Source organism: uncultured Adlercreutzia sp. (assembly GCF_958431955.1).
GTDB lineage: Bacteria > Actinomycetota > Coriobacteriia > Coriobacteriales > Eggerthellaceae > Adlercreutzia.
The window spans coordinates 16,465-31,183 of the sequence record NZ_CAUASN010000011.1; the positions used below are offsets into that span (position 1 = coordinate 16,465).

Annotated in this window: 10 protein-coding genes; 9 read left to right on the plus strand and 1 reads right to left on the minus strand. The window is 67.9% G+C overall.

What is annotated here, in order from left to right:
• Positions 1 to 38: 38 nt before the first annotated feature.
• A complete protein-coding gene (locus Q5064_RS05045) occupies positions 39 to 2,597 on the plus strand; it encodes a hybrid sensor histidine kinase/response regulator (protein ID WP_302962804.1) in 2,559 nt (852 codons plus the stop codon).
• Entirely contained in the window at positions 2,594 to 3,922 is a 1,329-nt protein-coding gene (locus Q5064_RS05050) for an ABC transporter substrate-binding protein (RefSeq protein WP_302962805.1), read from the plus strand. Before Q5064_RS05045 ends, Q5064_RS05050 begins: the two co-directional genes overlap by 4 nt.
• A gap of 24 nt (positions 3,923 to 3,946) precedes the next feature.
• On the opposite strand, the gene Q5064_RS05055 is transcribed toward Q5064_RS05050, so the two are convergent.
• Complete coding sequence (locus Q5064_RS05055; protein WP_302962807.1) at positions 3,947 to 4,411, minus strand: methylated-DNA--[protein]-cysteine S-methyltransferase; 465 nt, start codon at positions 4,409 to 4,411, stop codon at positions 3,947 to 3,949.
• Positions 4,412 to 4,527: 116 nt separating this feature from the next.
• On the opposite strand from Q5064_RS05055, the gene rpe reads away from it, so the two are divergent.
• The 7 genes from rpe to Q5064_RS05090 all read left to right on the plus strand — a co-directional run bounded on the left by rpe (position 4,528) and on the right by Q5064_RS05090 (position 14,628).
• A complete protein-coding gene (gene rpe / locus Q5064_RS05060) occupies positions 4,528 to 5,238 on the plus strand; it encodes a ribulose-phosphate 3-epimerase (protein WP_302962809.1) in 711 nt (236 codons plus the stop codon).
• Positions 5,238 to 6,437 (plus strand): cysteine desulfurase family protein, encoded by a 1,200-nt coding sequence (locus Q5064_RS05065; RefSeq protein WP_302962811.1) that lies wholly within the window; start codon positions 5,238 to 5,240, stop codon positions 6,435 to 6,437. The genes rpe and Q5064_RS05065 overlap by 1 nt, the downstream gene beginning before the upstream one ends.
• 8 nt (positions 6,438 to 6,445) lie before the next feature.
• Positions 6,446 to 7,261: a histidinol-phosphatase HisJ family protein gene (locus tag Q5064_RS05070; protein WP_302962812.1), complete on the plus strand. Its 816-nt coding sequence runs from the start codon at positions 6,446 to 6,448 to the stop codon at positions 7,259 to 7,261.
• Between the two features lie 110 nt (positions 7,262 to 7,371).
• Entirely contained in the window at positions 7,372 to 8,292 is a 921-nt protein-coding gene (locus Q5064_RS05075) for a Nif3-like dinuclear metal center hexameric protein (RefSeq protein WP_302962814.1), read from the plus strand.
• A 91-nt stretch (positions 8,293 to 8,383) separates the two neighbouring features.
• Positions 8,384 to 9,103: a zinc ribbon domain-containing protein gene (locus Q5064_RS05080; protein ID WP_302962816.1), complete on the plus strand. Its 720-nt coding sequence runs from the start codon at positions 8,384 to 8,386 to the stop codon at positions 9,101 to 9,103.
• 87 nt (positions 9,104 to 9,190) lie between these two features.
• Positions 9,191 to 9,382 carry a 50S ribosomal protein L28 gene (gene rpmB, locus Q5064_RS05085; protein ID WP_160324524.1) on the plus strand — a complete coding sequence of 64 codons (192 nt, stop codon included), beginning with the start codon at positions 9,191 to 9,193 and terminating at the stop codon, positions 9,380 to 9,382.
• A 365-nt stretch (positions 9,383 to 9,747) separates the two neighbouring features.
• Positions 9,748 to 14,628 (plus strand): hypothetical protein, encoded by a 4,881-nt coding sequence (locus Q5064_RS05090; RefSeq protein WP_302962820.1) that lies wholly within the window; start codon positions 9,748 to 9,750, stop codon positions 14,626 to 14,628.
• Positions 14,629 to 14,719 lie beyond the last annotated feature (91 nt).

Below are 14,719 nucleotides of genomic sequence, written 5' to 3' on the forward strand. Positions count from 1 at the left end.
ACCGTAACGTTATCAGATCGACACAAACGGAGGTGATCGTGGAAGATTCCCGCCAGAAGAGGTTCAGCGGCTCGTGGGTCATTGCCATTCTCCTGATCTTCGCGGTCATGGGCGCGTCGGTGTACGCCATCGCCCAGAAGACCTACGACGACATGTCCGATGCGGCCATCCAGAACCTCAACGAGAACCTCAACCTCATGCAGAACACCGTCGAGGCCATCATGGGCAGTGAGGCGGAGTTCCAGCAGCTCATCGCCGGCGAGATCGCCCAGGCTCCTGACCCTGCCACCTACGTGCTCGGCCTGCAGAACAACGGCACCACCTCCAAGATGTCGGTGGTGATGGAGGGGGAGGCGACGGGCATCTCCAACGACGGGGAGCCCTTCGATCCCGCCGAGCTCGATTTCTCCGCTGGCGGCACGGTCATGGGGCTGCCCATCTCGCAGTCCTACGTGAACGACCGCGGCACCTGGGCCTACACCATCGCGTGCCCCATCGAGCGGGACGGCGCGGTCATCGGCACCCTGTACACCGAGTACGTCTACGATGCCATCGACCGGTCGCTGCCCGCCGGCTTCTACGACCAGCAGGCCGTGCTCTACCTCATGGACGCGGCCACCGAGCGCTTCGTGCTGAAGCCCGAGGGCATGGGGGAGCGCGATGCGGGGCATTTGAACCTCGAGGACTTCTACCGGGCCAACAACGTGGTGGACGAGGACATCCTCGCGCTCGTGACGAGCGGCATCGCCAACAAGGAGAGCGTGCTGTTCGCCCACGAGGTGAAGGGCCGCGAGTCGCTGTGCTACCTCTGGTCGCTCAACGGCGGCACCACTTACCTGGTGGGATATGTGCCCATGGCCGCCATCCAGCGCGAGGGCCAGGCCGTGAACGCGGCCATCGCGCTCGTGGCCGCCATCACCGTGGTGGCCTTCGGGCTGTGCATCGCCATCTACGCTTACAACCGCCGCAAGCAGGCCCAGATCCAGCGCGCCCGCGAGGCCGAGCGCGCGCTGCACAACGAGCAGCTCGCCCAGGCGCTTCAGGCGGCTCAGGTGGCCAACGAGTCGAAGTCGGCGTTTCTGGCCAACATGTCCCACGACATTCGCACGCCCATGAACGCGGTGCTGGGATTCACCACCATCATCGAGAAGGAGGCCGACGACCCGGCCAAGGTGCGCGACTGCGCCAGCAAGATCATGGCCTCCGGGCGCCACCTGCTTGATCTTATCAACGACGTGCTCGACATCTCGAAGATCGAGAGCGGCAAGGCCACGCTCAACTTGGCCGAGTTCGATCTGGGCGACTCGCTTTCCGCGGTGGAGTCCATCATCGCGCCCATGGCCGCCGGCAAGCACCAGACGTTGCACACCGAGATCGCCGCCGTGCGCCACGAGCGCGTTATCGGCGACGAGACGCACCTGAACCAGATTCTCATCAACCTTCTGTCCAACGCGGTGAAGTACACCCCCGAGGGCGGCGATGTCTACCTGCGCTACATCGGGCTGCCCCAGCACTCCGATCAGTTCGAGCGCATCCGCATCGAGGTGGAGGACAACGGCTACGGCATGACGCCGGAGTTCCTCGAGACCATCTTCGACTCGTTCACCCGCGCCGAGAACAGCACCACGAACAAGGTGCAGGGCACCGGCCTTGGCATGTCCATTACCAAGAGCCTCGTGGAGCTCATGGGCGGTACCATCGAGGCCCGCAGCGTGGAAGGGGAGGGGTCGCTGTTCCGGGTCGATCTGGAGCTGCGCATCCCCGACGCCCGCGCCCAGGGCTTCTTCTGGGAGCAGCAGGGCATCCGGCGCATGCTCGTGGTGGGCGACACGTCCGGCCGCGAGCTGTCGCACGGGCAGATGGAGGGCACCGGGGTGGAGGTCCTCGCCGCCGCCGACGCGGCCGAGGCCGCCGAGCTTGCCGGGCCGGGAGGTTGTGAGCTCATCCTGTACGCCTGCGCGCTGCTCGACGGGCGGGCGGTGGCCGCGGCCGAGGAGCTGCGCCGCGCCGTGGCGGACCCGGAGGGCTGCTGCCCGGTCATCTTCGTGCTCGATCACAGCTTCGATGTGGCCGAGGGCGTCGTCCTGCCGCCGTGCGCGGGCATCCTCGCCCGGCCGTTCTTTATGTCCACCCTGAAGCACGCGGTCGAGGAGATCACGGGCACGGGCGCGGCATCCGAGGCCGCCGCCTACGACGCGGTTTTGCAGGGCAAGCACTTCCTGGCCGCCGAGGACAACTTCCTCAACGCGGGCATTCTGAGCGAGCTTCTGGAAATCGAGGGCGCCACGGTGGAGATCGTCGAGAACGGCCAGCTCGCCGTCGAGCGCTTCGAGGCGAGCGAGCCCGGCGAGTTCGACGCCATCCTCATGGACGTGCAGATGCCGGTCATGAACGGGCACGCCGCCACCCGCGCCATCCGCACCCTGGAGCGCGCCGACGCGCGTTTAATCCCCATCATTGCCATGACAGCCGACGCGTTCGTGGAAGACGAGAAGGCGGCGCTGGCCGCTGGCATGAACGCGCACGTTGCCAAGCCGCTCGAAATCAGCGAGCTGAAGAAGGTCGTGGACCGCTACGTCGAGAAAGGACTCTCATGAAACGTCATCTTGGAGCCCGGGCGCGCCTTGCGGCCGCCATCTGCGCGCTGGCCCTCGCCGCGTCGCTCGCCGCCTGCGCCGCTGATGAGGGCGCGCAGAACCTGGCCGTCGTCGAGGATCCCTCCGGCGGCGCGTCGGCCGTCGTCAACTTCTTCAGTCCCATGGAGAAGGCCAACCCCGATGCCGAGAACACCGCCCGCACCGCGAGCGACATGACCATCGCCATGGCCGAGGAGCAGACCGGCGCCACCGTGGCCTACCGCACCTACACCGCCGAGGACTACCAGGACAAGACCTACGACGAGGTGTGCCTGGAGCGCGTGCGCGCCGATCAGGACGACATGTACCTGCTGAACCCCGACGCGCTCGTGGCCCTCGGCTCCGAGGGGCGGCTCGCCGACCTGTCGGGCCTGGCCTGCGCCCAGAACCTGCGCGAGGTGGTGAAGACGGCCAACACCGTGGACGGCAAGCTCGTGGGCATTCCCCAGGAGGTGGTCGCCTACGGCCTGTTCGTGAACAAGGACATCTTCGACGAGTGCGGGCTGGCGCTGCCGAGCACGCCCGAGGAGTTTCTGGAGTGCTGCCGGGTGCTCAAGGAGAAGGGCTACGACACGCCCGTGGGGGCGAACCGCTGGTGGCTCGAGACCTTCGTGTTCGCCCAGGCCTACGCCGATATGTACAACGGCGGCGATGTGGCCGCCGAGGTGGCGGCCCTGAACGCCGGCGAGGCGCGCTACAGCGACTACCTGCGCCCCGGCTTCGAGTTTTTGAAGCAGCTGATGGACGCCGGCTACATCGACGCCGAGAACGCGCTGACGAGCGAGGCCTTCGAGGGCGCCGGCGAGGGCGACGACTTCATGGCGGGGAAGTGCCCCATGGTCATGGCCTACTGGGGCGCGGCCAACACCGACACCGCCTACGGCAACCCCTCCTTCACCATGGAGGTCATCGGCTTTCCCTCCGAGAAGGGGCAGATGCCCGTGGTGTCCATGACCGGCTACTCGGTGGGCGAGGGCTCCCAGCACAAAGACGACGCTCTTGCGGTGATGGACGTCATCCTGTCCGACGAGGCGCTTGCGCTCTACGCCGAGACCAACCGCGTGATCTCGCCCTCTAAGAACGTGAAGGTGGACTGCGTCGAGGCCCTGCGCCCCCTGAGCGAGAAGGTGGAGGCCGACACCTACGTGCTCGCCACGAACGCCGGCATGGACGTGGAGCAGTGGGGCAACGTGTGCCTCGTCGTGCGCGACCTTCTGGCCGGCGCGTCGGTGGACGAGTGCATGGAAAAGATCGACGCGCTGCAGGACGAGGCGCTCGCGGCGTAAGGGGTCTGGAGCCGTCCGCAGACGCTACCGACTGGTTTGCCGTTCCAGGTTCAGGAGGGCGGTCGCTACGGGGTCGGCGGGCTTGCCGGCGGCCGTGACGATGCGGTGCGTGGGGATGATCAGCGCGAGGGGGCTCTTCTTCACGGCGGCGCCCACCGTGCGGAAGGACTCGGGCGCGCCGAGGGCGCAGGCCAGCTCGCGAGCGGTGCGCACCTGCCCGTAGGGGATGCGCGCCACAGCCTCCCACACCTCGCGCTGGAAGGGGCTTCCCGCGGCATCCCACGACACGGTGAAGGCCGTGCGCTTGCCGGCCAGGTACTCCATGATCTCGGTGGCGCATCGGTTGGCCGTCGCGCTCGGGCGCCGCGTGCCGGGAAGGGGCGCCTCGCCGAGCACCACGGCGGTGACGGTATCGGCCGCCGCGCCGATGGTGACGGGGCCGAAGGCGGTGGGGTAGGTGTAGAAGGTGCGCTCGTCGTCGCTGGGCACGGGTGCTCCTTGTCCTCGGATGCAGGTTTGCCGCTGCTGCCCATTATACGCCGCAGCCTCGTCGCCAGTGCGCTAGAATAGCGTCACTGGAACTTCGCGAGATGAGGATGCGCCCCATGTACCAACCGGTGAAAATCGCCCCGTCCATCCTGTCGGCCGACTTCATGAACCTTGCCGCCGACATCGCCGCCATCGAGGAGGGCGGTGCGAACTTCGTCCATATCGACGTGATGGACGGCCACTTCGTGCCGAACCTCACCATGGGGGTGCCGCTTTTGAAGCAGCTCTCCCCGGTGACGGACATGGTGTGCGATGTGCACCTCATGATCGACAACCCCCTCACCGAGCTGCCCTGGTTCATCGACGCCGGGGCCGATCTTCTGAACGTGCACGTGGAGGCGCTCACCCCCGACGAGCTCGTCCGCGCTGTGGCGATGATCCACGAGGCGGGTTGCTTGGCCGCTGCGGCCGTGAAGCCCAAGACCCCCGTGTCGGCGCTCGACCCGGTGATCGGCCAGCTGGACATGGCCCTGGTCATGTCGGTGGAGCCGGGCTTCTCGGGCCAGAGCTACATCGTCGGCACCGAGTCGCGCGTGGCCGAGGCGGCCGCGCGCGCCCGAGCCGCGGGCAACGAGCAGATGCTCATCCAGGTTGACGGCGGCATCGGGCCGGCCACCGCGCCGCTTGTGGCCGCAGCCGGCGCCGACGTGCTCGTGTGCGGCAACGCCGTGTTCAAGGCCGCCGACCCGCGCGCGGCCATCGCCGAGGTGCGCGCCGCAGCCGATGCGGCCCGCGAGGCGGCGCTGGCCGAAGGGGCGTGGTCCTAATGGCAGATTCCGCCGACTTCGTCTACCTCGACTACGCCGCCACAGCACCCCTTAGCGCCGAGGCGGCGCTGGCCATGGAGCCCTTCCAGGTGCCCGGGCCGGCGAACCTGGCCGTGAACGCCAACGCCAACGCGCTCTACGGGCTGGGCCGGGCGGCCTTCGACCTTCTGGAGGATGCGCGCCGTCGCGTCTCCCGCGCCCTCGGCACCCGCCGGCCCGACGAGATCATCTTCACCTCCGGGGCCACTGAGGCCGACGACGCGGCCATCATCGGCCTTACGGAAGCTGCCTGCGAGAAGCGCCGGATGGAGGGCAAAGGCGAGCGTCCGGTGCGCGTCATCACCTCGGCCATCGAGCACGACGCGGTGCTCGCGCCCTGCCGCCGCTTGGAGAGCGCCGGCGTCGAGGTGGTCTATCTCCGCCCGAACCGCCAGGGCTTCGTGGAGGCCCGCGCGCTGGCCGAGGCGCTTAACGAGAACACCGTGCTCGTGTCGGTGCAGGCCGCCAACTCCGAGGTGGGCGCCATCCAGCCCATCGCCGAGCTGGCCGCGCTCGCCCACGATGCGGGGGCGCTCTTCCACACCGACGCCGTGCAGGCTTTGGGGAAGACGCCGCTTACGCTCGACGAGCTCGGGGTGGATGCGGCCTCGTTCTCGGCCCACAAGATCGGCGGACCGAAGGGCGTAGGCGCCCTCTACCTCAAGGCCCGCACGCCTTTCTCACCCTATCTGCTCGGCGGGGGGCAGGAAAACGGCCGGCGCAGCGGCACCCAGAACGTGGCCGGCATCGTCGGCTTCGCGGCGGCGCTCGAGGCCACGCTCGCCGCTGCCGAGGAGGAGGCGGCCCGTCTGCGCCTGCTGCGCGACGAGCTGTACGCGGCGCTCACAGCCATGGACGGCTTCCAGGCTACCGTGGAGGTGGACCGGAACAGCCGCGACTTTCTGCCCAACATCGTGCACGTGCTGGCCGACGACTTGGAAAGCGAGACCATGGTGCTGCGCTTCGACCAGCTCGGCTTCTGCGTGGCGGGCGGCTCGGCCTGCTCGTCGCATTCCCTGGAACCGAGCCATGTGCTGCGCGCCATGGGCATCACGGGCGATGCGTCCTACAACGCCCTGCGCGTGTCCATGGGCCGCTACACCACCCAGGCCGACGTGCGCGCCTTCGTCGACGCCGCCCGGAAAGTCCTCAGCTGGTAGGAGCGAATATGGAACTGGTGAACACCCACTGCCACTGCGTGTACTCCGGCCACGGCATCGGCACCATCGCCGAGTACGCCGACGCCGCGGCCGCGGCCGGGCTTTCCACTCTGGCCTTCACGGAGCACTTCCCCTTATCCGACGCCTTCGACCCGGATGCGTTCCTCTCCATGCGGCCGGCCATGGTGCAGGCCTACCTCGATGAGATCGAGGCCGCCCGCGCGGCGCATCCCCATATCGAGTTCGTCGTCGGCACCGAGATGGACTACCTGGGCGCCTTGGAGGACCGCGCGCTCACCGAGGAGGCGCTCGCCCCCTTCCGCTTCCGTCTGCTCTCGGTGCACTTCATCGACGGCTGGGCCTTCGACGACCCGGCCCAGAAGGCCCGCTGGGAAGAGCCCGGCGCGCCGGACGCCATCTGGCGGCGCTACGGCGAGCTGTGGTGCGCGGCGGCGAGCGACGCGAGCCTGCCCTACGACGCCATGAGCCACCCCGACCTGGCGAAGAAGTTCGGCTTCTACCCCTCCTTCGACCTGGCGCCCCTCTACGACGAGATGGCCGAGGCGGCTCGCGCCGGCGGGCGCATGGTGGAGGTGAACACGTCGGGGGGCTACTACGCCTGCGCCGAGATGTTCCCCGCGCCGGCGCTCCTTGCGGCCTTCTGCCGCGCGGGCGTGCCCTGCACCGTGGGCTGCGACTCCCACGACCCGGCCAACGTGGCCCGCGACATCGAGCGGGCCTACCGGCTCATGTACGAGGCGGGCTACAGAAGCGTTACCGTCCCGACAGCCACAGGCGACCGCCGAAGCATTACCATCGAATAGGGTGCGCCTGCCCGCTCGGCCCCCGGCCGGCCTGGCGGCGCTCCCGTGAAGCGAAGAAAGTCCGGGGTCGGCGCGTGCGCCGGCCGGAGCATCGAAAGAAGCTGATCGATATGGGTCTGTTCAACAAGGGCGAGCGTGCCGCCGTGCCGGCGAAGAAGGACGCGCTCTCGAAGCGCGGCGCGAGCGAGCTGGCGAGAAAATCGTTCTCCATGACCGTGGGGGCGCTCGAAGGAGCCCTGCTCAAGGAGTTTCCCGCCGAGGATGCGGAAAGCTGGGACCGCACGGGGCTTTTGGTGGGGGAGCGCTCGCTGCCGGTGACCAAGGTGGCCGTGGCGCTCGATCCCACGGTGGCCGCCATCGCCGAGGCGGCAGCCGCCGGCGCCAACGTGCTGCTCACGCACCATCCCGCCTACCTGGCCGCGCCCGACGCCTTCGCTCCCGAGGCGAGCACGGCGGCAGCCTCCGGCGCCGGGGTGTGGGCGGCCATCCGCCACCAGGTGGCGCTCATGGACTTCCACACGGCGCTCGACGTGAGTCCCGCGGCCGCCCGCGTGCTGCCCGGCATGCTCGGCCTGAAGTTCACGGGGAAGTTCGCCGAGCCGCTCGCCTCGTCGCGCCGCAAGGGTTACGGCCAGGTGTGCGAGGTGCCCGCCAACGACGAGGCACCCGAGACGCTCGCCCGTTTGGCCGCGCGCTGCACGGCGGTGTTCGGCCGCGCCCCGCGCGTCTGGGGCGATCCGGAGGCGGAGGTGCGCCGGGCCGTCACGTGCACGGGCTCGGCGGGCGATACCGGTAAAGCGGCCCTCGCGCTCGGCGCCGACGTCATCATCTGTGGCGAGATGAAGTACCACAGCGCCCTTGAGCTCTCCCAGGCGGGGCTCGCGGTCATCGAGCTCGGGCACGATGCGAGCGAGCTGCCGCTGACCGCCGTGCTCGCCGAGGCGCTCGACAAAGCCGGCGTGCCGCCCGAGGCCATCGTGCTCATCGACCAGAGCGACAACTGGTGGTATCCCGAGGCCGTTCGCGTGTAGCGCAAAATAGATTTTTTCCGTCGCACTCCCCAGCGGCGGCGTTTTCGCCTATCATTAAGGAGAATTCATCCGATCTGAAGGAGAGACGCCCATGGAAGCGACGCGCGAGGACATCGAAGGTCTGTTTGAGCTGCAGCGCATCGATCTGGAGGTCAAGCGCCTGACCAAGGAGCTCGACGACTTGCCCCAGCGCTCCATCATCGTGGCGGCCCGCGAGAAGAAGACGGAGATCGAGGCGAAGGCCGAGAAGGTGGCCGAGCTGAAGCGCGCCACGGCCAAGAAGATCACGCGCATCGACGACGAGGACGCCTCCCTGGCCAAGAAGGAGGCCGGCGTGCAGGCGGCCATCGACGCCGCCCACGGCGACTTCCGCAACGTGGAGGCCCGCACCAAGGAGCTCGCCGGCATCGTGCGCCGTCGCGGCACCATCGCCGAGGAGCGCGTCGGCGTGCAGGCCGAGCTCGACAAGATCGCGGCCATGGAGGCCCAGATCACCCTTGCGCTGGAGGAACTGGCCGCCAAGGAGCAGGAGGCCATCGACTCCTTCCAGAAGCAGGGGGGCGACCTGAAACTGGCCATCGCGAAGCTTGAGGCCGGCCGCGGCCAGGTGGAGGCGAAGGTGGATGCCGAGCTCGTGCGCAGCTACGACCGCATCGCGGCCCGCTCGGGCGGCGTGTCCATCGGCGTGCTCGACGGCACCCGCTGCGGCGTGTGCCGCATGCCCATCGACGGCGGCCGCCTCATCGACCTGCGCGGCCAGGCCCCGCTGGGCGTCTGCCCGTCCTGCAAGCGCCTTTTGGTGATCGCGTAAAAATCTCTTGTAAGTGCCCGAAGCCCTGTGGTATAGTAGCAAGGCTGTATCTTAAACGAGTCATTTGGTTTAACGGAGTTGATAGTAATGTCGAAGGTTTGCGAAGTTTGCGGTAAGCACCCCGTCGCTGGTCGTAGCATCAGCCACTCCCATCGTGTGAGCAACCGCATGTTCCGTCCGAACATCCAGAAGATCACCATTCGCGATGCGAAGGGCCGTGTCCGTCGCGCGAACGTGTGCACCTCCTGCATGAAGGCCGGGAAGGTGGAGCGCGCCTAACTGTCGCTCCGCTTCTGCTTGAACTCGAAAGCCCGCACTGCGGGCTTTTCGTGTTTGTCGGCCGTAACGGGAGTGCGACCGTTACGCGGGCGCATCGGCGCGTGGCTCCGCGTCCGCTGTTGATAAGCTGCTGACAATCTGTCATAATCTCGACACTTGGACTAACGTGTGCGAGCGTTTTCCGAAAACCATGATGAACTGGGTCAACGTCTCCCGGCTCCCGTAAAGACACGGTCTCGGAAAACCGCTCGATCGGTATTCGAGAGACGGAGCGAGCAATGTGGAGCAGTGAATCGAGAAACACTCGGCCGCAGGGCGCGGAACGTGCCGACGCGCGCCGCAGCATGCCGTGGCACCGCCGCGCCATGGCCGCTTTCCTTTCCGTGGCGCTGGTCGCGGGCGTGGCCCCCTGGGATGCCCGCGCCTTCGCGGAAAATGTTTCAGGGGGGGGGTCTTCTGAGATCGCCCTTGCGGATGCGGGCGCGTTCGACGAGCCGGTATCCGACGGCGCCGAGGGAGAGGGCGGCCTAGCCGACCCGGTCGGCGAGCCGGCGGCCGAGACGCCGGTTCCGGCCGCATCGTCCGAGGACGCGGGGGAGCTCGACGAGGACGAGCCCGCAGGCGAGGCCGCCGCACCCCTCGCGGCCCGCACGGCGGCTACCGATGAGCCTGCGGCCGACGAGCCAGCCGCCCAAGCCGCCTCGCTGCCCATCAAGACCTACGGCAAGGGTACGGCGGGAACCGCTCCGGTGCGGCACGCCCTGGGCGAGACGGTGGCGGGCTCTGCCGGGGACCAGAACGGCATGGTGTCCATGGTGGGCTCCTACCAGTTCAACGCCACGGGCAACACCAACGTGCGCGGCAAGTACACCTCCATCGTCGCCCAGGCGCTCCACTCCAGCCGCGTGGAGAAGCTCACGGACCTTTCGGGGGCCGCCGCCGACAAGGCCCTCTCCGGCTACGATATGGCACCGATGAGCAGCAGCTATGTAGGAGGCAAGACCACCGGCGGCGCCGGTACGGGCAACTATCCCGCCACGGGCAACAATTCCTCCTCCGCCGAGCTCGTGCGTCCCTCCAGCACGGCGAAGATCGTGAAGGCCTACCTCGTCATCGCGTGCACCCAGTCGGCGGACTTCGTCAGCACCGCCTCTCCGCTCGCCCAGTACGGCGTGAGTTTCGTGGCCCCCGACGAGGACACGGTGTACCGCATGTACCCCGAGGTGGTCTACCGCGACAACGGAGCGTCCGACAACGGGGCGAAGGCCCGCTACTCCTGCTTCTTCGACGTGACCGACATCGTGACGAGCCAGAAGAACCGCGGCTACGGCTGGTACACGGTACTCAACATTCCCATGACGTCCATGAGCGGGGGGACTGATCGCAACAAGGCTGACGTGGGCACCGACTACTTCGGCTCCTGGCGCCTGGTCGTGGTGGAGGAGGAGACGACCCTTCCGCCCCGTATGCTGCGCTTGAAGCTCGGCGGCGTGGCCGTGCAGAACGGCGGTGCCGCCAACGTCGAGATCAGCGGTGAGGGCCTGAGCGTGGCCCCGAACCCCACAGGCCAGCTCATCGCCTCCATGGACGGCACCGACTGCGACAGTGGCAACACGCAGAACATCAGCTACACCACGAGCGCGAGCTCTTCGGCGAAGATCGTGACGAACAACGCGATGGGCCGGGCGCTGTCCAACAAGTACTTCCGCCTGCGCATCGACAACGGGAGCCTGCTCTCCGATGCGACGAGCTTCGATCCCGCCCCCATCAACGTGAACGCCTCGGGCCACTCCTATGAATCGAACGCCATCAAGACCACTCACAACACCGACCTCACCATCCAGGAGATCAACGACAACCACGGGGGCATGACCCTCACGGGCGGCGAGAGCCGCGTGAATATGACGGTGTCCACCTCCTCGGCCCCCACCATCCTCTCGGTGCTCGGGCTCGCCCTCGACATCGTGGCGCCGGAGTTCCGCACCACGCTCACCATCGCGAATCTGGACCAGCACTACTCCACGGCCGACGCGGGCTACGAGGACAAGCCCAACGGCCGCTACGCCCAGACGGCGAGCGCCGGCGACACCCTGCGCGCCACCATGGTCTGCGAGAACGTCAGCGACTCGAAGAAGTTCATCGGCCTGCAGGATCCCGTGGTCACACTGAAGATGAAGTCGTTCAAGACCATCGACGAGGATTCCATCTCCGCCTTCTTCTACCCGGGCCTCTACCGCGACGACAGCTCCCAGCGGCCCGAGAGCGAGGGCAAGATCATCCTCGACAACGTGCAGGTGACCTACAACGAGGCCGAGGGCTGCTACGAGATAACCGCCTCCTCCAACAAGCTGGAGAAGATCCAGGAGAAGGGCTACTTCGAGGTGACCTTCACCGGCCAGGCCAACGACAGCGTCGATTACGTGGAATACGAGAATTACGCTGCGGTGGAGGGCGACTACGTGGACGAGCAGAACAGCGTCCACGACGCGTTCCACATGGCGGCTCTCGGCTCGGTGTACACCACGACGGCCTCCGACAAGGCCCGCTACCCGCTCACCGTGACGGCGGTGGGGCCGGGCCAGGCGACGGGCACGGCGAAGTACTACGAGGGCGATATTGCCGAGATCTCCTGGGAGGCCGACGCGGATGCCCATGTGGCCGCCGTCTTCGAGGACTCCTCGGTGCGCGACGATTTGGTGGCCGACTCCAAGGCCGCGCCCTCTCAGGCCCGCATGCTCGCCCTGCTGCGCTCCGTCATCCGCGCCACGCCCCTCGCGAACAGCGCCGAGGTGACCATGGAGGGCAAGGCCAAGGAGGTCATCATCGTCTTCGAGGCCGACGACTCCGAGGCCGACGACCCGGAGGGCCCCGACAACACCGTGCAGGAGAACGCCTTCGCGGTGAACACCGTCGCCGACGGCGGCGTGGCCTCCATGACCGATAGCGGCACGGTGCAGAAGGGCAGCGACTACTCCGTCAGCTGGTCGGTGAAGCCGGGCTACCGCATCGTGTCGGTGGAGGTGGACGGCGTAGCGGTGCCCTTCAACGAGGGCACGAGCTCTATCGACTTCAGCCAGATCGGCGCGAACCACACGGTGAAGGTGCTCACCCAGCGCGTGGCCTCGGACGGGTCCGACGGCACCTGGGTGGTCTCCACCACCATCAGCGGGCCGGGTACCATCTCGCCTACCAAGGCCGTGCGCGCCGGCGAGAGCTACCAGGTAGAATGGGGCGCCCAGGCCGGCTCGACCGACGCGGTGCTCTCGCTCGTGAAAGTGGACGGCCAGGTGGTCTACGACGAGTACCTGAACAATCCGAAGACCGACACCGACAACGAGGCCAAGAAGGATCAGACGAGCGTCTCGTTCGACAACATCCGCGGCAACCACACGGTGGAGGTGGTCTACCGCGGCACCACGGTGCAGAACACCTACGCCGACGACCACGTGGTCGACACGGCCATCAGCGGCGGGTTGGGCACCATCTCGCCCTCGGTGACGGTGCCGGAGAGCTCCACAGAGGACGTGACGGTCACCGTCACCCCCGAGGGCGGCAGCGAGGTGGAGGGCATCTACCTCGTGCGCGGCTCGGTGCGCCAGCTGCTCGAGAACGGCAAGAACGGCGTGGTCATCGCCACGGGCGCCGACGGCAAGGTGACGGTGACGCTGCCGCGCGACGCCATCGACGCCAACTGCACGGTGGAGGCTATCTTAAGCGCCCCCGACTCCGATCCGGGCACGCCGCCGAGCGCCACCTACCAGATCACCACCGCCATCGCCGGCGGCTCCGGCGGCAAGATCACCGCCTCCCAGATCGGCATCGCCGCTGGCGAGAGCCGCCAGATCCACTGGGAGTCCGATGCCGACCGCCACGTGATCGCCGTCATGGTGGACGGCAAGATGCGCGACGACCTTCTGACCCAGGGCGGTGTGGACTTCACGAACATCTCCGGCGACCACAGCGTTATCGTGTACGTATCCGACCGCGAGTCCACCGGCGGCGACAACCCGGGCGGCGAGCCGGTGAACCCGGACAACCCGGACGGCCACGACCCGAACCCCGTCGACCCTACCAACCCCGAGCGCCCCGGCACCCCGGGCAATCCCGGCGGCATTCCCTCGCAGCCCGGCGACGAGCGCTACCTCTATGTGAACGTGACCACCATCGGCGCGGGCGTGGCGACGCCCTCGGTGTCGGCGAAGGTCGGGGGGACCGCCGAGGTGTCCTGGAAGGCCGCCCGCGGCCACAAGGTGGCGTCCGTTGTCGTGGACGGCATCGAGCGCTTGGATCTCATGCGCGATTTGGAGCGCGGCGATCTGTCCTTCGAGAACATCCAGCGGAGCCACAGCGTCGTGGTGAGGTTCGAGAAGGATCCCGACTACGATCCCGCCACCGACGATCGCGAGGACCCGGAGGATCCCGATGAGGCCTACGACCCCGACGACCCCCGCGACGACATCGACGTGACCGACCCTGCCGGCTACTCGCTCGTGACGACGAAGATCCTCGGCGGCTCCGGCGACATCACGGGCACCACCTACAACGCCCCCGGCTCGAAGCGCGTGGTGTCGTGGGCCCCGGCGGAGGGCTACTACGTGCAGGCGGTCTACGTGGACGGCAAGGAGATCACCTTGGCCGACGGCCAGACGAGCTACGAGTTCGCCAATCTGGAGGGCGGCGTGCACCACTCCATCGAGGTGCGCATGGCGCCGCTCGTGCCCGAGGAGCCCGATAATCCCGACAACCCCGACAACCCCGACGGGAACGGCCCGGGAGATGGCGAGGGGCCCGATATCGTCATCGACGAGCCCGTCACCTTCCCGCCGATGCCCGGCGGCGTGATCACGCCCGACGACATCCTCGACTTCATCGAGGACACCTTCGGCGATCACCCCGGTCTTCCCGACGGCGTACCGGAGGTGGTCATCCGCAAGGACGGCCAGGTGGTCGACAAGATCGACCAATCGGTGCCTGGCACCTACGTCATCGAGGTGACCTACACCGCCGCCGACGGCACGAAGAGGGTCGTGCGCCTCACCTACGTGGTGCCCGGCGACGGGGGCGCCGGGGGCGAGGGCGGTGCCGCGGGTGATTCCGGCGACGATGCGACGAAGGTGAGCCTGCGCGGCCGGCTCGCGCTCGCCCAGACCGGCGACGGCGTGGCCGCCGCGACCGCCACGGTCCTGGCGCTGGCCCTTGCGGCCGCCGCCGTCCTTATCCTGGCGCGCCGGCGCCTGGGGGCCTAGGGCCCGCGAGGGGAGACGGGTCTTTTCCAGGGGCGTCCCGCATCGGGGCGCCCCTACTTTATGGAATATGCCCGACGGTCAACCATGGGTA